The sequence below is a fragment of the Longimicrobium sp. genome, assembly GCF_036554565.1.
Taxonomy (GTDB): domain Bacteria; phylum Gemmatimonadota; class Gemmatimonadetes; order Longimicrobiales; family Longimicrobiaceae; genus Longimicrobium.
On the sequence record NZ_DATBNB010000764.1, the window covers coordinates 1 to 18,845 of the forward strand.

Below are 18,845 nucleotides of genomic sequence, written 5' to 3' on the forward strand. Positions count from 1 at the left end.
CCTTCCGGGAGCATCTCCAGCTCCCGCGCGCCGACCAGGCCGCGCGTTTCCTCCGTCTGCGGAACGCAGAGCACCAGGTAGTCGGCGCGGGGGAGCACCCGGTCCAGCGCGCCTTCTCCGGAAAAAACCTCCACCCCCTCGGGTCCCTCCGTACCGCTGCGCCGCGTGGCGAGCGTGGTCATCCCCAAGGCCACGGCGCGCCGTGCCACCGCCCGCCCAATGCCGCCCAGCCCCACGATTCCCACCGTCTGCTCCGCCAGCTCGCGGCCGACCGGGTCCGCGCCTTCGAACGGCTCCTTGTTCCACCGGCGCTCTGCCTGGGCCCGGACGGCGACGTCCAAACCGCGGGCGAAATGGAGGATCATCGCCAGCACCGTATCGGCCATCGGTTCGGCGTAGATGCCGGCCGCGTTCGTCAGCACCACGTCCGACTCCCGCATGGCCGCGTGCAGCGAGGCGCCCACTCCCGCGGATGCGCTGTGCGCCCAGCGGAGCCGGCCCTCGGGCGGCGCCGTTGCTGCCTCGAAGAGCGGCGCCGGCACGCCGAAACCCAGGTAGATCTCGGCCCCGCGCACCGCCTGCAGCGCCTCCGCCGAATCCGCTCCGCCGTCGCCCCGCCCGTCCCCGGGCTCGTCCACGGCGACGACCTCCCACCCGTCCGGCACCTCGGCGCGGATTTCGTCCAGCGCCCAGTCGGGGATGGAGTACAGAGGCCGCTGCTCACGAAGGTGTACGACGAGGCGGCGCGGGTTTGTTTCAGGCACGGCGGATCAGGTGAATTCGGCGTAAACGCAAGGGACGCCGGAACATGGCTCCGGCGTCCATCGGGGTCAACAGAACCAGCACGCTCACGATGTCATCCTGAAGGAGCGGCCACGCCCAACCCGCCCGAACACCAAAGACGGCAGCGACTGAAGGATCCGCCACACACTCCGCGTGATGCCGCCGGGCAGAGGCGGCACCGCCCCTGCTCGGGCGAATGAATTCGCTGCAACAAACACACGATGTCCGCCTGCGCGGACTGCACGCTTTCGTGTGGCTCTGGTCGTCGTGCGCGCCCATGCTCTGGTGCAAGCCCGGCCGCGCCCGCTCTTGGAGGGGTGCACGCCGCGTTCTCGGCGCGCTTCGATCACTGGGTGGCGGATCCCTCGGTCGCTGCGGTCGACGGTGCCGCTCGGCTTGGGCTTGGCCGCTCCGTCGGGATGACAAAGCCGCTCGTGTTCGCTGATTAGTCGAGGCCCAGGACGTCGCGCATGGAGTAGGCGCCGGGCTCGCGGCCGGCGAGCCAGCGGGCGGCGCGCAGGGCGCCTTCGGCGAAGAGGGCGCGGTCCTGGGCCACGTGCCCCAGTTCGATGCGCTCGCGCTCGCCGATGAACATCACCGAGTGCTCGCCCACGATGTCGCCGCCGCGGAGGGCGTGAAAGCCTACCTCGCCCCGCGGCCGCTCGCCCGGGCGCCCGCCGCGGCCATCCACGCGCACTTCGTTCAGCGCCACGCGCCGGCCGAGCGCGACGGACTCGCCCAGGGCGAGCGCGGTGCCGCTGGGCGCATCTACCTTGCGGCGGTGGTGCGCCTCCACGATCTCCACGTCGTAGTCGTCGCCCAGGACGGAGGCCGCGCGCTCGGCGAGGGCGAGAAGCAGGTTCACACCTACGCTGAAGTTGGCCGCCTGCAACACGGGCGACCGCTGGGCCTGCCGCGTGAGCAGCGCCTGCTCCTCCGGCGTCAGCCCCGTGGTGCCGACGACGAGCGCCACGCGGTCCAGCGCGTCGCCATGCATCTGCAGCAACCGCCGCAGCAGCTCGGGCGACGAGAAGTCGATCACCACGTCGGCGTCGCGCATCCACGCGCCGGCCGTCTCGGGCGTCGCCACCACCGGGCACCCGATGTCGCACCCGCTTTCCGGCACCCGTCCTATCCCGCCCACCAGCCGCATCCCGCCATCCTCCGCCATCAGCCGCGCGAGCGTGGTTCCCATCCGCCCCGTCGCGCCGCTGAGCACCACACGCACCGCATCCGCCATCAGCGGCCCTCCAGCAGCCCCAGGCCTCGCATCGCCCCCTCCAGCTCCTTGAGCACCGCGTCGGACGGCGGGACGAGGGGAAGCCGCGGATCGCCCACGTCGAAGCCCAGCATCCCCACGCCCGCCTTCACCGGCATGGGGTTGGATTCGCGGAAGAGCGCCGCGATCAGCGGCAGGAAACGGAGCTGGATGGCGCACGCCTCGGCGGGGTTGCCCTCCAGGAACGCCTTCGCCATCCGCGAGGTGTCGCGCGGGGCCACGTTGGCGAGCACGGAGATCACCCCCTTGCCGCCCAGCGACATCAGCGGCACCACCTGGTCGTCGTTGCCGCTGTACAGGGCAATGCGGTCCGCCACCCGCCGCGCGAGCTCCGCCACCTGGCTGATGTCGCCGCTGGCCTCCTTGACACCCACCAGCCGCTCGTCACCCGCCAGCTCCTCCACCGTCTCCGGCAGCAGGTTGCAGGCGGTGCGGCCGGGAACGTTGTAGGCGATGGTCGGCAGGTCGCCCGCGTCCATCACCTTGCGGAAGTGCGCGGCGATCCCGCGCTGCGGCGGCTTGTTGTACGGCGGCGGGGCCACGAGCAGGCCGTCGGCCCCGGCATCGCGGGCGTTGGCGGCGATGCGCGCCACGACGGCCGTGTCGCTGCCGCCGCAGCCGGCGATCACCGGAATGCGCCGGTCGCCCGCGCGCACCTCGTCCATCACCACTTCCACGGACCGGCGCTGCTCGTCGACGGACATCGCCGTCGCCTCGCCGGTGCTGCCGTTCACGATCAGCGCGTCGGTGCCTTCGCGCAGGTGAAAGCGCACGAGTTCGCGCAGCACGGCCTCGTTCACGGCCCCATCCGCGCCGAAGGGCGTGACCAGCGCCACGCCCGACCCGGTGAACAGGCTTCTTCCGGTGGATTCCGTCATCCGGATGTCAGATGTTGTTGAGGTCCATGATGTCGCCCGGCAGCACGTCGCCCTCGGCATCATCCGGGTCCAGGTCGCGCTCGGTGCTGTCGCGGAAGTCGTCGGCCGCCTCGTCGCCCACGTTGTCGTGGAACGAGCGGAACACGGTGCCGCCGCACTTTGCGCAGGCCATCCCCTCGGCGGGCTGCTCGTTCTCGAAGAAGTAGTCCTTGCCGCACGTTTCGCAAACCAGCGTCAGCACGGTGGTTCCGCGGGGCGTGTCGCCGGCGGGGTTGTCGCGTGGCTGGTCGGTGGCGCCGGCGTACTGGGCAGGGCCGGCGTCGGTGCCGGAATCGTAGCGCCCCTCGGTATTGGTCGGGTTGGAATCGGACATCGTTTCTCCTCGGTGGATATCGGGTCCGGCGCGAGGGTGCACAACGTGTACCGGGCTGGCGCGCTCCCGGCTCGAGCGGGAGAGGCAAGCAGATGGGCTCAGGCAGGATCCGGCGGCGGTGCCGGAAGGAGTTCGTGGACGAACCGCACGGCCTCGGCGATCACCGCGTCCGGATGCTGCACGTGCGGCGCATGCCCGCAATCCGCGATGCGCAGCACGTCGACGGAACCGCCGGACTGGCGCTGGATGGATTCCACCTGCGCCCACGTGCCGTACTCGTCGGCGTCGCCCTGGATGACCAGCGCAGGAATGCGGATGGACGGAAGCAGGGGTTCGATGTTCCACGCGCGGAACTCCGGATCCAGCCACACGCCGTTCCATCCCCCGAACGCCACGTCCACATGCTGGTGATGGCGGGCCAGCCGCTCGCGCAAATCCGTTGACCGATACACATCCCCAATCCGTGCGATGCTCCGGACGCTGACGTCTTCCACGAACACGTGCGGCGCCTCCAGCACCAGCCCGGCGACGAGGGCCGATGGATGGCTCGCCGCATGGATCAGGGCGATGGACGCGCCGTCGCTGTGGCCGAAGAGGACGGCCCGCCGCACGTTCGCTGCACGAAGCACCGCATCCAGCACCTCCGCCTCGCGGTGCATGAAGTCCACGGGCCGCGGCAGCTCGACCGGATCGGACCGGCCGTAGCCCGCACGGGAGTAGACCAGCGCCCCGCATCCCGTCGCCTCCGCCAGCCGCATCGGAAAGTCGCGCCAGGTGGAGACCGATCCCAGTCCCTCGTGCAGGAACACGATCGTGGGCGCCTCGCGCGGCCCCGGGCCGATCCACCGGTACTCCAGCCGCACGCCGCCGATGGTCAGGAACGCCGGACCGGCAGCGTCCATCAGCGGTGCGGCCCCACGTGGGTCTGCGTGCCGGTGAGCGCCGCGTCGGCGTACGAGAGGGGGCGGAAGAGGTAATAGAGCGCCGTCGCGCCGGCGGGGTAGATGACGTACGCCTCGCCGTCGCGCTCCCACACCTCCGTGCGCGATACACGGAATCCCACGTAAGCGACGCAGTAGACGGCGATCACCACCCCCGCGATGATCCACCCGCGCCGTGATCGCGCCATTGCTTGCATCCGCCCCGTCAGCGCAGCCCGACGGCATTCCACACGCGCTCCACGACGGGACCCGCCACTTCGCGGGCACGCCGTGCGCCCTCGGCCAGCACCTCGTCCACGTAGCCGGGACGGGCCAGGATCTCCTCGCGGCGCTGGCGCATGGGTGCGTAGAACTCCCAGATCGCTTCGAACAGCCGCTGCTTGAAGTGCCCGTAGCCCACGCCGCCGGCGCGGAACTCGTCCTTCATCTGCTGCACCTGCTCCGCCGTGGCGAACAGGCGGTACAACGCGACGATGGTGGACGCGTCCGGGTCCTTGGGATCTTCCAGCGGCGTGGAGTCGGTGACGATCTGCATCACCCGCTTCCGCAGCGCCTTTTCGGGCATGAAGATGTCGATGGTGTTGCCGTAGCTCTTGCTCATCTTCTGCCCGTCCAGCCCCGGCACGACCGCGACGTCCTCGGCGATCTGCGGCTCCGGCAGCTTCAGCGTGCCCTCGCCGAACGCCTCGTTGATCTTGACGGCGATGTCGCGCGTGGCCTCCAGGTGCTGCTTCTGGTCCTTGCCGACGGGAACGCGGTCGGCGTCGTATGCCAGGATGTCGGCGGCCTGCAGGATGGGGTAGGTGAACAGCCCCACACCGGCAGGAATGCCGCGCTGCACCTTGTCCTTGTACGCCACCATGCGCTCCATCAGCCCCATCGGCGTGACGGTGGAAAGAATCCACATCAGCTCCGCGTGGTACGTCACGTCCGACTGGCGCCACATGGTCGTGCGCTCGGGGTCCAGCCCGCACGCAAGCAGGTCCACCGCCGCGGTGCGCACGTTCTCGCGCAGCGCGTCGGCGTTCGTGAGCGACGTGAGAGCGTGAAGATCCGCCAGGAACAGGAACACTTCGCCGCGACCCTGCAGGTCCAGGACGGGTTTGATGGCGCCGAAGTAGTTGCCGATGTGAAGGATGCCCGAAGGCTGAAGCCCCGTTAGAATGCGCATTGCTCGCGATCGATTGATGTGCCGGGGCGCGGGGTGCGTCGTTCCATGCCCTGTGCCCCATTCCCTATTCCCTATTCCCTCCCCCAGCACTAACCTGTCCCCTCGCCGTTCCGCAGGCAAGCAACCCGCGCCCCGCATCCCGTGCCCAACACCACGCCCGATCCGCTCGCCGGCCTGCGCGCCGCGCCCGACCCGCGCGACCCCCGTGCGCCCACGCTGCTGCGCCCGTGGGACGGCCAGGAGGCGATGGAGGGCCGCGCGATCGTCGTCGGCGTTCCGTATGACGGCGGCATCCCGTCCCGCCCCGGCGCCCGTTTTGGGCCCAGGGCCATCCGTGAGGCGCTGTCCTCCTTCGGCACGTTCGATGGGGAGCGGCACGTCACACCCGCCATCGACCTGGGCGACGTCTCCGTCCCCACGATGAACGGCGCGGATGCGCACCGGGCGATCGAGGAAGCCGCGCGCCAGGTGTTCGCGTCCGGCGCGCGCCCCGTCTTCCTGGGCGGAGACCACGGGTGTACGGGATCGATCATCCGCGGCCTCGCCGCCGCGCGCCCGGACATCGCGCTGGCCCTGATGACCCTGGACGCGCACCTGGACGTGCGCGAGTACGACGACGAGGCCCACCTTTCCAGCGGCACCCCGTTCCGGCGGGCGCTTGAGACGGGCATCGTGGAAGGTGCGCGCGTGGCGATGATCGGCATCCGCCGGTTCGCCAACTCGCAGTACTACCTGGACTTCGCCGCCGGACGGGGCATCCACCTGACGACGATGGACGAGGTAGAGACGCACGGCGCCACCAAGGTCGCGAAGGCCGCGCTCTACCGCGCCACCAGCGGGGCGAACGCGCTGTACCTGAGCATCGACATGGATGCCTGCGACGCCGCCTTCGCGCCCGGGGTGAGCGCGGCGGGCATCGGCGGGCTGACGGCGCGCGAGATGATCGAGATCGTCCGCACCGCGTGCACCGACCCGCGGCTGATCGGCGCCGACATCATGGAAACGTCGCCGCCGTACGACCAGGACGGGCGCACCGCCAAGCTGGCCGCGCGCCTGCTGCTGGAAATCCTCGCCGCACGCCCCTGACCGGAGCCACGCGACCGCGAAGGCCGGGTGCCCCGCACCGCATTGGTGGAACTGGACGCGCTCCGGCTCTCACCGAGGCGATCCCAAGCGTCGAGCGCGCAAACGTTTGTCGTCCTGAGGCGCAGGCGCGCCGCACCAACCCTCACACGACACCTCGCGCGCCGAAGGATCTACTCTCCCCCAGCACGAAACCCGGGCGCGGCAGCGTCGAAGAACCGCTCGCGCCCAATCCCCAAACGCCGAGTCGCCCCGGCGCCATGAAGGCGACCGGGGCGACTCACTCCCTGCAGCGTGCAACCAGGAGCTTACTGGTTCTGCTGCAGCACCTGCTGGCGGTACTCCTCGCTCGCGAAGATCGCGACCTCCACGCGGCGGTTCTGCGCGCGGCCCGACTCGGTGCTGTTGTCGGCCACCGGCTCCGACTCGCCGCGGCCTTCCACGCGAACGTCACCCGCCGGAATGCCCTGCGCGATCAGGAACTGGCGCGCAGCCTCGGCGCGGCGGTACGACAGGCGCATGTTGTAGTCGTCGGCGCCCTGCGCGTCGGTGTGACCCACGATCAGCACTTCCGTGCCCGGATAGTTGCGCAGGCTCGTGGCCAGGCGGCGCAGGTTCTCGCGGCCCGCGGGCAGCACCTGGTCGCTGTCGAACGGGTACAGCACGCCCGACTCGAAGGTCACCGCGATGCCCTCGCCCACGCGCTCGACCTCCGCGCCCTCGAGCGAGTTGTCCAGCTCCGCCGCCTGGCGGTCCATCCGCCGCCCGATCACCGCGCCCGCCGCGCCGCCCAGCACCGCGCCGATGATGGCGCCGCGGGCCGTGTTGCCCGACTGCCGCCCAATCACCGCGCCGATGGCGCCGCCCGCGCCGGCACCCGCCGCCGCGCCGCGCTCGGTGTTGTTCATCGACGCGCACCCGGCCGACGTGCCCAGTGTGGTCACGGCGAGCGCAACCGTAAGAGAACGCTTGAACTTGGTCATGTCCGTCTCCTCAACGTGTGATTCCAGTCCTGCCACTCGGCCTAGAAGGCGAGCGTGCCATCCCCATTTGCAAGCACGGTGCCCGAAGGGGCTGTCTCCGCGACGTCACCGCGCGAAACGGCGCAGGCACTGGAAAATCCTGCCATCATGAGCCGCCAGCACTCGCAAAGTGGTCCGACCCTTGCGCTGCCGACAGCCGCCCGATCGTCCTCAACATAAGACACCACAACGACTTGGCGACCTCTACAACGACCAGCACGCGCCGGTTGGAAGACGTGCTTGCGCGCGACTTCGAGCTTTCGGAGTTCCGCCCCGGGCAGGAAGAGACGATTCGCGCCGTGCTGGACGGGCGCGACGCGCTTGTCGTGCTGCCCACGGGCGCGGGCAAGTCGCTGATCTACCAGCTTCCGGCGCTGATGCTGCCCGGGCTCACCATCGTGGTCAGCCCGCTGATCGCGCTGATGAAGGACCAGACGGACAAGCTCGACGAACTGGGTGTGGACGCGTGGACCATCAACTCGGCGCAGTCCACGGCGGACAAGCGGGCGGCGGAGGCGGCGGTGGAGGGCGGCGAGGGGAAGATCCTGTACCTGACACCCGAGCGCTTTCGCGACCGCGAGTTCTTCGAAGTGCTGATGGAGCGCGAGATCTCGCTGTTCGTGGTGGACGAGGCGCACTGCGTCAGCCAGTGGGGGCACGACTTCCGGCCGGACTACATGATGCTGGGCGCCATCGCCGAGCGCCTGGGCCGCCCGCCGGTGATGGCGCTGACCGCCACCGCGTCGCCGGAGGTGCGCGACGACATCGCGCGGCAGCTGAAGATGCGCGACCCGTTCACCTGGGTGGGCGAGCTGATGCGCCCCAACCTGTTCCTGGAAGTGCAGCCGACCGTCAACGAGTCGGAAAAGGACGCCGCGCTGGAGCAGATCCTCCGGCGGGCCGAGGGAACGGGGATCGTCTACGTGGCGACGGTCAAGGAGGCCGAGCGCATCTACGAGGAGTTCGGCCGCAAGCACGACCTGGCGCTGTACCACGGCAAGCTGGGCGCAAAGGAGCGCCACGAGGCGCAGGACCGCTTCATGGGCGGCCAGGTGAAGGCGGTGGTGGCGACGAACGCCTTCGGGCTGGGCATCGACAAGCGCGACATTCGCTTCATCGTGCACTACCACTTCACCGGCTCCATCGAATCGTACTACCAGGAAGCCGGGCGGGCCGGGCGCGACGGCCAGCCCTCGCGCTGCGTGATCCTGTATCGCGAAGAAGACAAGGGCGTGCAGGGCTACTTCCTGGGCGGCAAGTATCCCGACCTGGACGAGGCCATCTCGGTGGCGCGCATCGTCAACCGCATGCCGATGGAGGAAAAGCGCCCGCTGGACGAGATCGCGGAAATGGCCGAGGTGGCGCGTCGCAAGGCGCGCATCGTCCTTACGCTGCTCAAGCGGCACGGGATGATGCGCGAGCACCGCGGCGGCGTGTGGGAGCGCCTGGTGCCCGACGTGGCCGCGGCCGACCTCAGCCAGGAGCTGCTGGACTACGAGCAGCGGCGCGAGACGGACCGCAAGAAGCTGGAGCAGATGGTACGGTACTGCCGCACGGCGCATTGCCGCACGAAGATGATCCTGGACTACTTCGGCGAGGAGCGTGCGGACGACTGGACGTGCGGGCACTGCGACAACGATGCGCTTGGCAAGGCGAACGGCACGTCCGCCAAGCGCGAGGCAACGCCCGAGGGCTTCGACTTTTCCGACATCTCTACGCCGGAACCCGCGGAGGAGATGCTCGGACCGGGAGACGAGGTACGCCACGACACGTACGGCGAGGGCCTGGTCCTGGCGCTCTCAGGCGAAAAGGCCGAGGTGGACTTCGCCGGCCACGGCACGCGGATGATCCGGCTCGACTTCCTCACCCGCATCGAGTAAAAGCCATTCTCACGCGGAGGCGCGGAGGCCGCGGAGAACTGCGGAGGGCGTCCGCCGTTCCTCTGCGTTCTCCGCGTCCTCTGTGTGATCAGGAGGCGGGCGCGTCAGTCCCCGGTCAGCTCGCGCCCGATCCGCCGCACCTCGTCCACCAGCACGTCGAAGTCGTCGCGGCGGCTCCGATGGTTCACGATGGCGGCACGGATGGCGTAACGGCCCCGCACCATCGTGCCGGACGGCACCGCGATCCCGTCCTCCTGCAACCGCAGCAGGATCTCCTGATTCACCCCGTTGCGCTCCGCCTCCGGCACGCCGGCGGGCGCATAGCGAAAACAGACCACGTTCAGCTGCACCGGCATCAGCAGCTCCAGTTCCGGAGTTGACTCCACCCGCGCCGCAAGGTAACGCGCCTGCGCCACGTTCTGCTCCACCAGGCGCACGATGGCGTCTACGCCGTGGGCCTTGAAGCTCATCCACACTTTGAGCGCCTTGAAGCTGCGCGTCAGGTCGATGCCGCGGTCCGCGAACGGCAGCCCGCCCGCGATCACACCGCGGTCCGTCTGCGTCAGGTACGGCGCCGTGGTGGCGAATGCGGACCGGTGCATCTCCGCGTCCCGCACCAGGATGCAGGCGCATTCGAACGGCAGGTACCCCCATTTGTGCAGGTCGAAGCCGAGTGAATCTGCCCGCTGCATGCCCGCCACCCGCGGCCGAAGGGCATCGGAGGTGTACGCCCACGCGCCGAACGCGCCATCCACGTGGAACCACAGCCCTTCGTCCCGGCAGAAGTCCGCCAGCGCGGCCAAGTCATCCGAGGCACCGGTGTTCACCGAACCCGCCGTGCCAATCACGCAGATGGGGTGATGCCCCGCGGCGCGGTCCCCGGCCACGGCGGCGGCCAATGCATCCAGGTCGATACGATCGAGATCGTCCACCGGAACCGAGCGGAGGGCGCGGCGGCCCAATCCCATCAGCTCCACTGCCTTACGTGCCCATCCGTGGGTTTCTGACGAGCCATACACCCGCAGTTGCGGACCGCCCTGCACGCCGTCCTCCCGGACATCCCACCCGGCGCGCGCCTGCCGCGCGACGGCAAGGCCCAGCAGGTTGGCCATCGTGCCGCCGGCGACGAGGACGCCGCCCGCGTCGACGGGAAAGCCCATCAACTGGGCGAGCCAACGGACGACCTGGTGCTCCACCAGGGCGGGGGCCTGGTTGAAGCCAGCCATGTGCGGGTTCATGGCCGCGGCCAGCATCTCGGACATCATTGCCAGCGGTGTGCCCGTTCCGTGCACCCAGCCCCAGAAGCGCGGGTGCAGGTTGCCGCTGGGGTACGGCAGGATGCGTTCGCGGAACTGGTCGTACACGGCCTGGCAGCCTTCCCCACCGTGCGGCAGCGGCTCGTCGAACCCGGCGCGAACGCTCTCTGGCATCGCCTGCCAGGGCGTGCGCCCGCGCAGTGTTGAAAGATGTTCTACGGTGTCGTCCACCATCCGGTGCGCCAGCTCGCGGAACTCGCCCCAATCCGCCGGATCCAGCGTTTCCTCCTCGCCGTGCATCATGATCTTTCCGAAGGCAACGTGCCCGCGAACGGGCGTGATTCCAGCGCCAGGAGCAGGCGCTTGGCAAGCAAGCCGCCCGCATACCCCGTCAGACTGCCGTCCGCGCCCACCACGCGGTGGCAGGGAATGACGATGGGAATGGGGTTCGTGGCGTTCGCCCGGCCGACGGCGCGCGCGCTCCCCGCGCGCCCCAAACGCGACGCCAGTTCGCCGTACCCCGCCGTTTCCCCAAAGCCGATGCCGCGCAGCTCCCGCCACACCTGCTGCTGAAACGCCGATCCCGCCGGCGCGAGCGGAAGATCGAACTCGCTCCGCTCACCCGCGAAGTACTCCCGCACCTGGGCCGCCACCGGCGCGCACCGTTCCGCGCTCCACGCTGCATCCGCGGGCGCGGCCTGGTGCGCGAACAGCAGGTGAGTGAGCGCGCCGCTTTCGTCGACGACGGCGGTGAGCGGGCCTACGGGCGTGTCGATGGACGATGCGTACGTGGTCATTGCGGGTCTCCCAGGCTGGCCCAGAGGTGAAAGGTCGCGAGGCTGCGGAAGGGGGCGAAGGGCGCCATGAGCTCCTCCATCTCCGCCCCGCCCGGCCGATGATCGAGGGAAAAGAAGCGGGTCAGGGCGGCGGAAAGGCCCGCGTCCCCCACCGCCACGCAGTCCGCGAAGCCGAAGCCGCGCATCATCAGGTAGCGCACGGACCAGGGCCCCAGCCCGCGGACATCCAGCAGGCGCCGCTCCAGCGTGGTCGCCATCTCGCGCTCCGCGCCTTCCAGGCGCAGCCCGCCCCCGGCGATCAGCCGCGCCGTGTCGATCACGTACTCCGCCTTGCGACGCGAGAAGCGGCGGGCGGTCAGGTCAGCGTAGTCCAGCTGGGCGACGGCTTCGGGCGTGGGATGCGCGCGGAGACCGGTACCCACCGGCGTGCCGGCCAGCTCGGCGACCACGGTCCGCAGCGCATAGGCGAACGGCAGGTTCACCTGCTGCCCGACGATGGTCCACACCAGGCACTCCCACGCATCCGCCGCCTGCGGAATGCGCAGCCCGCGCCGCCCCTCGACCAGCCGCGCCAGGTCCGCCCGGCGCGCCACCAGCCGCTCGAAGCCGGACGGATCGCCCGCAAGCCCGAGCAGCCGGACCGCAGCCGCATGAGCCGCCCGCATCTCCCCCGCCCCGGGTCGGTCGAGCCCGTCGACCCGGCACCGCACCACGTCATCGCCGAACCGCAGGTGCAGGAGGACGGGCGCATCGCCCAGCACCAATCCCTTCACGAGTCCGTCGCCCTCCACCCGCTCCAGCACGCTGTCCGGATCGCGCCCATGCGACCGCAGCACCACGTCGGTGCGGAACCCAGGCGGCAGCGCGATCGAGAACTCCGCCGACGAGCCGAGCGCACGGTAGTCGCCCGGCGTAAGCCCCGTCTGCCGGCGGAAGTTCTCGTGGAAGGCGGACAGGCTCTCGAACCCCGCCATGTACGCCGCGTCGCTGATGGACCGCCCGTCCGCCAGGGCGCCGCACGCGGCATCCACCCGTTCGCGGGCCAGGAACGCGGCCGGGCTCAGGTGAAAGTGCCTGCGGAACAGCGCGTTCAGCTTGGTCGCGCCGATGCCGGACGCGGAGACGAGCGCCGCCGCGTCCGCGAAGTCCCCCGGGCGGCGCCGGAGGTCGGCGGCGAGCGTTTCCAGCAGGTGCAGGTCCGGATCGTAGTGGTCGTAGAAGTTGTCGGGCCTGCAGCGGCGGCACGGGCGCAGGCCGGCGGAGCGCGCCTCGTCCAGCGTGTTGAAGAAGCGCACGTTCTGCGGCAGCGGCTTGCGCGCGGTGCACGACGGAAGGCAGTAGATGCCCGTCGTCAGCACGCCGGTGATGAACCGGCCGTTGCTGTCGTGGTCGCGAGCGTAGAACCGCTCCAGCATGTCCTCGTGCGTCATGATCATGGCAGGATGATACACCGCCCCGCGCGATCCGTCGTCCGGATCTCGCCGTTGGAATTCGGGATTGGTGGGTTCACCGGCGCACATTCACGAGCGCATCGCGGCAAGGGTACTGTGCGAACCCCCAACCCGATCTCCGGCGGTTAAAACCGCAGCTGGAAAGTCACGAAGTCCGCCTGCGCGGACTGGGCGGGACAATTTTGTGCGCGCCCCAAACAGCCGGAGCGCGCTCGAATTCTCCCCCTCTCCCGCTTGCGGGAGAGGGGGCCGGGGGCAGAGGGCAGCCGGGGACTGCACGCCCCCTATCGAAACGCTTCAATTCCCGCCAAGGGTCCCGGCCGGCCCCAAACACCTGCAGCAGCCGCGCTCACGAAACTGGCTCCCTTCCCCCGCGCAGTTTGCGGGGGACGGGTTGGGGATGGGGGGCGCCCGAGGATTGAGCCCGATCCAGCTAATCCGGCTCAGCCCGAAGGACGCCGATTCTATTCAGCCTACCGTGCCCCCGCCCGCCGCAGCGCCCGCCCCGGCCGCTCGCCCGTCACGGCGCCACCACGAACCACGGGCACGCCGTTCACGATCACGTGCACGATCCCCACGCTCGTCTGCACCGGAACCTCGAACGTCGCGCGGTCGCAGACGGTGTTGGGATCGAAGATGGTCAGGTCCGCGAACATCCCCTCCTTCAGCACCCCGCGGTCATCCAGCCCCACGCGCGCCGCCGGGAGCGAGGTGAAGCGGCGGATCGCGTCCGGCAGCGTGATCACGTTCCGCTCGCGCACGTACCGGCAGAGGATGCGAGGGAACGAGCCGTACGCACGCGGATGCGGCTTGCCAGTCACCGTGCTGTCCGCGGCCCGCGCACCCGCGTCGATCCCCACCATCATCCACGGCTGGCGCATTCCATACTCGATGTCCTCCTCGGACATCGAAAAGTAGATCGCCGACGTGTTCGCCCGGTCCGCCAGGAGGATGTCGAACAGCGCGTCCACCACCTCCTGCCCGCGCGCCTCCGCCACCTCGCTCAGCCGCATCCCCTGGTAGCGCCGCAGGCTGTCGGTGCTCACCCCCGCGATCATCACTCCCGACGGCCCGCCCGCGGAGGTGCCGATACGCCAGTCGGTGCCGCCGCCGGTCAGCTCTTCGCGCAGACGGGCACGGGTCGTGGGATCGGCCAGGCGGGCCAGCAGCGAGTCGGTGCCGCCCGCGTGCGCCCAGTTGGGGATGGTGGCGTCCAGGCCGGTGCCGCTGGCGGGGTACGGATACTGGTCCGCCGTCACGTCTACGCCGCGGGCGCGGGCCGCCTCGATGGCCGCCACGGCCGGCACCATCTTCCCCCAGTTCGCCCGGCCAGACGCCTTCAGGTGATGGATCTGCACCCAGTTGCCGCCCTCCTCGCCGATGCGGATGGCCTCGTTCACCGCCTCCACCAGGCGATCGCCTTCCGAGCGGATGTGCGACGCGTACCCGCCGCCATACCGCGCCGCCACCTTGTTCAGCTCGATCACCTCCTCCGTGGTCGCGAACGAGGCGGGCGTGTAGATCAGCCCGGACGAGAGCCCCATGGCGCCGTCCTCCATCGCGGCTGCGACATGCGCGCGCATGGTGTCCAGCTCCGCCGCGGTCGGCGCCCGGTTCGCGTCCCCCATCGCGTAGCGCCGCACCGAGCCCACGGTGACGAACGTCCCCAGGTTGATGGCCGGGCGTGCCTGCTCCAGCGCGGCGAAGTAGCCGTCCAGGTCGCTCCAGGGCACCGAGTCGCGCCCCAGCTCGCGAAGCGTGTTGGCGTTCACCGGGACCACGCTGGTCACCTCGCCCGTAATTTCGCTGGTGATCCCCTGCATGATCTTGCTGATGGCGCGCCCATCGCGAAGCAGGGGGTACTCGCTGTGCCCCAGCATGTCGATCCACCCGGGCGAGACGACGAGCCCAGTGGCGTCGATGGTGTCGCGCGCCTGCGCCGCTCGCAGCTGCCCCACCGCCGCGATGCGGTCGCCCCGCAGCGCCACGTCGCCCCGGTACCACGGACTTCCCGTGCCGTCGACGATCAACCCGTTGCGGATCAGCACGTCGTAGGGCGCCGCGGCGCTCGGCCCGGGAGCCGCAACGGGCGCCGTCCCGGTGCAGGCGGAAACGGCGGCGGCGAGCGCGGCCAGCAGGAGCGAACGTTGCTGTATCTTCATGGCACGCGGTAAGATGGAAGACAGGCACGACGGTGTGGCGCGTCCGTGCCGTGGCGGGTACTGGACGCTCTTGACAGCAACAGCAGAACCGTGCACCGTTGGGGGTAACCTGTGGACGAGCAAGGGAAAAAGAAAGTGATCGCTGCCCCCACACGCGCCCGCATGGCACCCCAGATGTCGTTCGGGATCCGCCGCCACGTTCCCCAGGAAAACTACGGGTGCTTCCTGGCGCGCGAGGCACCAGAATTCCTCGCATGGCTGATCAAGGAAGGCGAGGAAGCTCGCCGCATCTTTGGCGATCCGCTCCCCGTACCGCGCCACACCAAGATTTCGCTCTTTCTCCAACCCCGCTGATGCGTGTTCCACCAACTGCGCCGCCACCCGCACGAGCCAGCCGCGAACGGAAGGCGATTCTGCTTGACGCGTTTCGCCGGGACCTCACGTTCTGGATCGGAAGCGAGCCGCGGGTTGCGCTCCGTGTCATGCGCCTGATCGATGATGTCCTACGCGAGCCGTACTCCGGAATCGGCAAGCCCGAGCCTCTGAAGTATGGGTCCGGCTGGTCACGAAGAATCGCCGAGGAGCATCGAATGGTGTACGAACTGACAAGCGCCGGACCCGAGTTCCTTACCGCACGGTACCACTACCATCGCTGACCGTATCCACGAGAGCAGAGAAAACGGCCCCGGGCATCGCTGCCCGGGGCCGTTCTCCATCACTTCACCACCGGCGATCAGGCCTGGATGACGGCCGTCTCGCTGGCCGCCACCACCTCGGGCGCAACCGGGGCGCCCGCCTGCGCGTCGTCAGCGCCGAACGACACGTCCTCGTACCGGTAGATGCCGGTACCGGCCGGGATCAGGTGGCCGATGATGATGTTCTCCTTCAGCCCCTGCAGGTCGTCGCGCGCGCCGCGGATGGCGGCGTCGGTCAGCACCCGCGTGGTCTCCTGGAACGAAGCCGCCGAGATGAACGACTGCGTGGTCAGCGACGCCTTGGTGATGCCCAGCAACAGCGGCTCCGACGTGGCCGGCGTGCCCCCGCTGGTCATGACCTTGGTGTTGGTGTCGACGAACTCGGTGCGGTCCACCGTTTCGCCTTCCAGGAACTCGGTGGTGCCGGGCTCCAGGATACGCACCTTCTGCAGCATCTGGCGCACGATTACGCCGATGTGCTTGTCGTTGATCTTCACGCCCTGCAGGCGATACACCTCCTGCACCTCGTTCAGCAGGTACTCCTGCACGGCCTGCGGCCCCTTGATCCGCAGGATGTCGTGCGGGTTCACCGGCCCCTCCGACAGGCGGTCGCCGGCGCGCACCGAGTCGCCCTCGTGCACGCGCAGGTGCTTGCCCACCGGCACCTCGTACACCCGCTCGTTCCCCGTCTCCGGGATCACCAGCACCTCGCGCTTGCCGCGCTTGATGTCGCCGAAGCGCACGGTGCCGTCCACCTCGGTGATCACCGCCGGGTCCTTGGGCTTGCGCGCCTCGAACAGCTCGGCGATGCGCGGCAGGCCGCCGGTGATGTCGCGGGTCTTGTACGCCTCGCGGGCCAGCTTGGCCAGCGCGGCACCCGGCTGAATGACCTCGCCGTCGCGCACCGTGAGCTGCGCGCCCACGGGCACGATGAACTCGCGCACCTTCACGCCGTTGGGGTCGATGATCTCGATCATCGGGTGCAGCTTCTTGCTGCGGTCCTCGATGATCACCATCTGTCGGCGCCCGGTGGACTCGTCGAGCTCCTCGCGCACCGACTCGTCCTCGACGATGTCGATGAAACGCAGGGTGCCGCCGAAGTCCGCCACGATGGGCTCGGAGTACGGGTCCCACGCGAACAGCGTGTCGCCCACGGCCACCTTCTGGCTGTCCTCCACCGAAATGGTTGCGCCGTACGGCACCGCCAGCCGGCTGCGGATGGCCCCCTCGGCCGACCGCATGATGATCTCGCCTTCGCGGCTGGTGACGATGCGCGCGCCCTCGGGCGTCGTCACCGTGACGATGCGCTCGAACTGGGCCACGCCCTCGACCTTGCTCTTGCGCCCGGTGGTGGCCGCGATGCGGGCCGCCGTGCCGCCGATGTGGAAGGTGCGCAGCGTCAGCTGCGTGCCCGGCTCGCCGATGGACTGCGCGGCCAGGATGCCCACCGCCTCGCCCGGGTCCACGATGCCCATCGTGGCCAGGTTGCGGCCGTAGCACTTCACGCACAGCCCGCGGCGGCTTTCGCAGGTGAGCACGCTGCGGATCTTCACCGACTGGATGCCCACCAGCTCGATCTCGTCCGCCGCGTCCTCGTCGATCAGCTCGCCCGCGGCCACCAGCAGGTCGCCGTCGATCGGGTCGTAGATGTCGTCGTTGGCCACCGAACCGACGATGCGGTCCTTCAGCGGCTCCACCACGTCCTCGCCCTCCTTGAGCGCCGCCACCTCGAGCCCAAGGACCGTGCCGCAGTCCTCTTCGCTGATGGTGACGTCCTGGGCCACGTCCACCAGGCGGCGGGTCAGGTATCCCGCGTCCGCCGTCTTCAGCGCCGTGTCGGCCAGGCCCTTGCGGGCGCCGTGCGTGGAGATGAAGTACTCCAGCACCGTAAGGCCCTCGCGGAAGTTCGACTTGATCGGCGACTCGATGATTTCCCCGATGCCGCCCGTGAGCTTCTTCTGCGGCTTGGCCATCAGGCCGCGCATGCCGGCCAGCTGGCGCATCTGGTCACGCGAGCCGCGGGCGCCCGAGTTCATCATCATGAACACCGGGTTGAAGCCGCCGCGGTCCGCCGCCAGGCGGTTCACCATGGCGTCGGCCACGTCGTTGTTGGCGTGCGTCCAGGTGTCGATGACCTTGTTGTACCGCTCGCCGTTGCTGATGACGCCGTTGTTGTACGCGCGGGTGAAGCGGGCCACATCGTCCTCGGCCTCGCGAAGGATCTCGTCCTTCTCGCCGGGGATCTTCATGTCCTCGATGCCCACCGACACGCCGGCCAGCGTGGCGTAGCGGAAGCCGAAGGCCTTCAGGTTGTCCAGGAACACCACCGTCGTCGCCAGCCCCACCGTCCGGTAGGCGCTGAAGATGATGTCGCCCTGCTCCTTCTTGCCCATCGTCTTGTTCCAGTAGCCCATCGCGGGCGGAACCGACGAGTTGAAAATGATGCGCCCGGGGGTGGTGGGCACCCACTCCTTGACCATCCCCTCGCCCGGCTCCTTCTCGGACTCGGGGCGCGGGTCGGTGAAGAAGTACACCGTCGAGTGATAGCCCACGCGGCGGTGCGCCAGCGCCATTTCCACCTCGGCCACCGAGCCGAAGCGCGGCAGCACCACCGACTGGTCGCGCTCGGCCGGCGGCTTGGCGATCTCGGCCTGGTCCGCCACCACCTTGTCGCGGAAGTCGGCCTGGTCCTTGGTCAGCCAGTAGCACCCGATCACGATGTCCTGCGACGGCGCCGCCACCGGCCGCCCGTTGCTGGGCAGCAGGATATTGTTCGACGACAGCATCAGTACGCGGGCCTCGAGCTGCGCCTCGAACGAAAGCGGCACGTGCACCGCCATCTGGTCGCCGTCGAAGTCGGCGTTGAAGGCCGCGCAGACGAGCGGGTGAATGCGGATGGCCTTGCCCTCCACCAGCACCGGCTCGAACGCCTGAATGCCCAGGCGGTGCAGCGTGGGCGCGCGGTTCAGCAGCACGGGGTGGTCGCGGATGATGTCCTCGAGCACCTCGTACACCCGCGGGTCGTCGCGCTCCACGATCTTCTTGGCGCGCTTTACCGTCTCGGCCTCGCCGCG

17 protein-coding genes are annotated in these 18,845 nt (G+C 69.6%); 4 read left to right on the forward strand and 13 right to left on the reverse strand.

The annotated features are described in order from the left end of the window. The 7 genes from VIB55_RS21530 to trpS all read right to left on the reverse strand — a co-directional run. The coding region (locus VIB55_RS21530) for an NAD(P)-dependent oxidoreductase (RefSeq protein WP_331878730.1) at positions 1-764 on the reverse strand (764 nt) is incomplete at its 3' end. A gap of 464 nt (positions 765-1,228) precedes the next feature. Continuing rightward, positions 1,229-2,023, reverse strand: a complete 795-nt coding sequence (gene dapB / locus VIB55_RS21535; protein ID WP_331878731.1) for a 4-hydroxy-tetrahydrodipicolinate reductase — start codon at positions 2,021-2,023, stop codon at positions 1,229-1,231. Further along, the gene (dapA, locus tag VIB55_RS21540) at positions 2,023-2,940 is read right to left on the reverse strand and encodes a 4-hydroxy-tetrahydrodipicolinate synthase (RefSeq protein WP_331878732.1); all 918 of its coding nucleotides are present in this window, start codon (positions 2,938-2,940) and stop codon (positions 2,023-2,025) included. The genes dapB and dapA overlap by 1 nt, the downstream gene beginning before the upstream one ends. 7 nt (positions 2,941-2,947) lie before the next feature. Next, positions 2,948-3,313, reverse strand: coding sequence for a hypothetical protein (locus VIB55_RS21545; protein ID WP_331878733.1), 366 nt, complete (start codon positions 3,311-3,313; stop codon positions 2,948-2,950). A 98-nt stretch (positions 3,314-3,411) separates the two neighbouring features. Continuing rightward, entirely contained in the window at positions 3,412-4,215 is an 804-nt protein-coding gene (locus tag VIB55_RS21550) for an alpha/beta hydrolase (protein WP_331878734.1), read from the reverse strand. Beyond that, the gene (locus tag VIB55_RS21555; RefSeq protein ID WP_331878735.1) at positions 4,215-4,442 is read right to left on the reverse strand and encodes a hypothetical protein; all 228 of its coding nucleotides are present in this window, start codon (positions 4,440-4,442) and stop codon (positions 4,215-4,217) included. The genes VIB55_RS21550 and VIB55_RS21555 overlap by 1 nt, the downstream gene beginning before the upstream one ends. A gap of 17 nt (positions 4,443-4,459) precedes the next feature. Further along, a complete protein-coding gene (gene trpS / locus VIB55_RS21560) occupies positions 4,460-5,425 on the reverse strand; it encodes a tryptophan--tRNA ligase (RefSeq protein WP_331878736.1) in 966 nt (321 codons plus the stop codon). A 141-nt stretch (positions 5,426-5,566) separates the two neighbouring features. On the opposite strand from trpS, the gene VIB55_RS21565 reads away from it, so the two are divergent. Beyond that, positions 5,567-6,511, forward strand: coding sequence for an agmatinase family protein (locus tag VIB55_RS21565; protein WP_331878737.1), 945 nt, complete (start codon positions 5,567-5,569; stop codon positions 6,509-6,511). Positions 6,512-6,816: 305 nt separating this feature from the next. Here the strand turns inward: VIB55_RS21565 and VIB55_RS21570 are convergent, their stop codons facing one another. After that, positions 6,817-7,491 carry an OmpA family protein gene (locus VIB55_RS21570; RefSeq protein ID WP_331878738.1) on the reverse strand — a complete coding sequence of 225 codons (675 nt, stop codon included), beginning with the start codon at positions 7,489-7,491 and terminating at the stop codon, positions 6,817-6,819. Between the two features lie 275 nt (positions 7,492-7,766). On the opposite strand from VIB55_RS21570, the gene VIB55_RS21575 reads away from it, so the two are divergent. Next, a complete protein-coding gene (locus VIB55_RS21575) occupies positions 7,767-9,410 on the forward strand; it encodes an ATP-dependent DNA helicase RecQ (RefSeq protein WP_331878746.1) in 1,644 nt (547 codons plus the stop codon). 104 nt (positions 9,411-9,514) lie between these two features. Here the strand turns inward: VIB55_RS21575 and VIB55_RS21580 are convergent, their stop codons facing one another. From VIB55_RS21580 to VIB55_RS21595, 4 genes are all read right to left on the reverse strand, one after another. Continuing rightward, positions 9,515-10,969 (reverse strand): pyridoxal phosphate-dependent decarboxylase family protein, encoded by a 1,455-nt coding sequence (locus VIB55_RS21580; RefSeq protein ID WP_331878739.1) that lies wholly within the window; start codon positions 10,967-10,969, stop codon positions 9,515-9,517. Continuing rightward, entirely contained in the window at positions 10,966-11,463 is a 498-nt protein-coding gene (locus tag VIB55_RS21585) for a methylated-DNA--[protein]-cysteine S-methyltransferase (RefSeq protein WP_331878740.1), read from the reverse strand. The genes VIB55_RS21580 and VIB55_RS21585 overlap by 4 nt, the downstream gene beginning before the upstream one ends. Next, entirely contained in the window at positions 11,460-12,893 is a 1,434-nt protein-coding gene (locus VIB55_RS21590) for a DNA-3-methyladenine glycosylase 2 family protein (protein ID WP_331878741.1), read from the reverse strand. Before VIB55_RS21590 ends, VIB55_RS21585 begins: the two co-directional genes overlap by 4 nt. A gap of 494 nt (positions 12,894-13,387) precedes the next feature. Continuing rightward, the gene (locus tag VIB55_RS21595) at positions 13,388-15,076 is read right to left on the reverse strand and encodes a D-aminoacylase (protein ID WP_331878742.1); all 1,689 of its coding nucleotides are present in this window, start codon (positions 15,074-15,076) and stop codon (positions 13,388-13,390) included. A gap of 111 nt (positions 15,077-15,187) precedes the next feature. Here VIB55_RS21595 and VIB55_RS21600 point away from each other — a divergent pair, with 111 nt between their 5' ends. Beyond that, on the forward strand, positions 15,188-15,430 hold the full coding sequence (locus tag VIB55_RS21600) for a hypothetical protein (RefSeq protein WP_331878743.1): 243 nt from the start codon (positions 15,188-15,190) through the stop codon (positions 15,428-15,430). Then, entirely contained in the window at positions 15,430-15,732 is a 303-nt protein-coding gene (locus VIB55_RS21605) for a Txe/YoeB family addiction module toxin (RefSeq protein ID WP_331878744.1), read from the forward strand. Before VIB55_RS21600 ends, VIB55_RS21605 begins: the two co-directional genes overlap by 1 nt. Before the next feature lie 77 nt (positions 15,733-15,809). On the opposite strand, the gene rpoC is transcribed toward VIB55_RS21605, so the two are convergent. Continuing rightward, positions 15,810-18,845, reverse strand: a 3,036-nt coding sequence (gene rpoC, locus VIB55_RS21610) for a DNA-directed RNA polymerase subunit beta' (protein WP_331878745.1), incomplete at its 5' end; no start/stop codon positions are given.

Excerpts from the sequence above, each read along its gene's own strand:
- dapB (WP_331878731.1), bottom strand. The coding sequence starts at position 2,023 with ATGGCGGATGCGGTGCGTGTGGTGCTCAGCGGCGCGACGGGGCGGATG.
- dapA (WP_331878732.1), bottom strand. The coding sequence starts at position 2,940 with ATGACGGAATCCACCGGAAGAAGCCTGTTCACCGGGTCGGGCGTGGCG.
- VIB55_RS21545 (WP_331878733.1), bottom strand. The coding sequence starts at position 3,313 with ATGTCCGATTCCAACCCGACCAATACCGAGGGGCGCTACGATTCCGGC.
- VIB55_RS21550 (WP_331878734.1), bottom strand. The coding sequence starts at position 4,215 with ATGGACGCTGCCGGTCCGGCGTTCCTGACCATCGGCGGCGTGCGGCTG.
- VIB55_RS21555 (WP_331878735.1), bottom strand. The coding sequence starts at position 4,442 with ATGGCGCGATCACGGCGCGGGTGGATCATCGCGGGGGTGGTGATCGCC.
- trpS (WP_331878736.1), bottom strand. The coding sequence starts at position 5,425 with ATGCGCATTCTAACGGGGCTTCAGCCTTCGGGCATCCTTCACATCGGC.
- VIB55_RS21570 (WP_331878738.1), bottom strand. The coding sequence starts at position 7,491 with ATGACCAAGTTCAAGCGTTCTCTTACGGTTGCGCTCGCCGTGACCACA.
- VIB55_RS21580 (WP_331878739.1), bottom strand. The coding sequence starts at position 10,969 with ATGATGCACGGCGAGGAGGAAACGCTGGATCCGGCGGATTGGGGCGAG.
- VIB55_RS21585 (WP_331878740.1), bottom strand. The coding sequence starts at position 11,463 with ATGACCACGTACGCATCGTCCATCGACACGCCCGTAGGCCCGCTCACC.
- VIB55_RS21590 (WP_331878741.1), bottom strand. The coding sequence starts at position 12,893 with ATGACGCACGAGGACATGCTGGAGCGGTTCTACGCTCGCGACCACGAC.
- VIB55_RS21595 (WP_331878742.1), bottom strand. The coding sequence starts at position 15,076 with ATGAAGATACAGCAACGTTCGCTCCTGCTGGCCGCGCTCGCCGCCGCC.
- VIB55_RS21605 (WP_331878744.1), top strand. The coding sequence starts at position 15,430 with ATGCGTGTTCCACCAACTGCGCCGCCACCCGCACGAGCCAGCCGCGAA.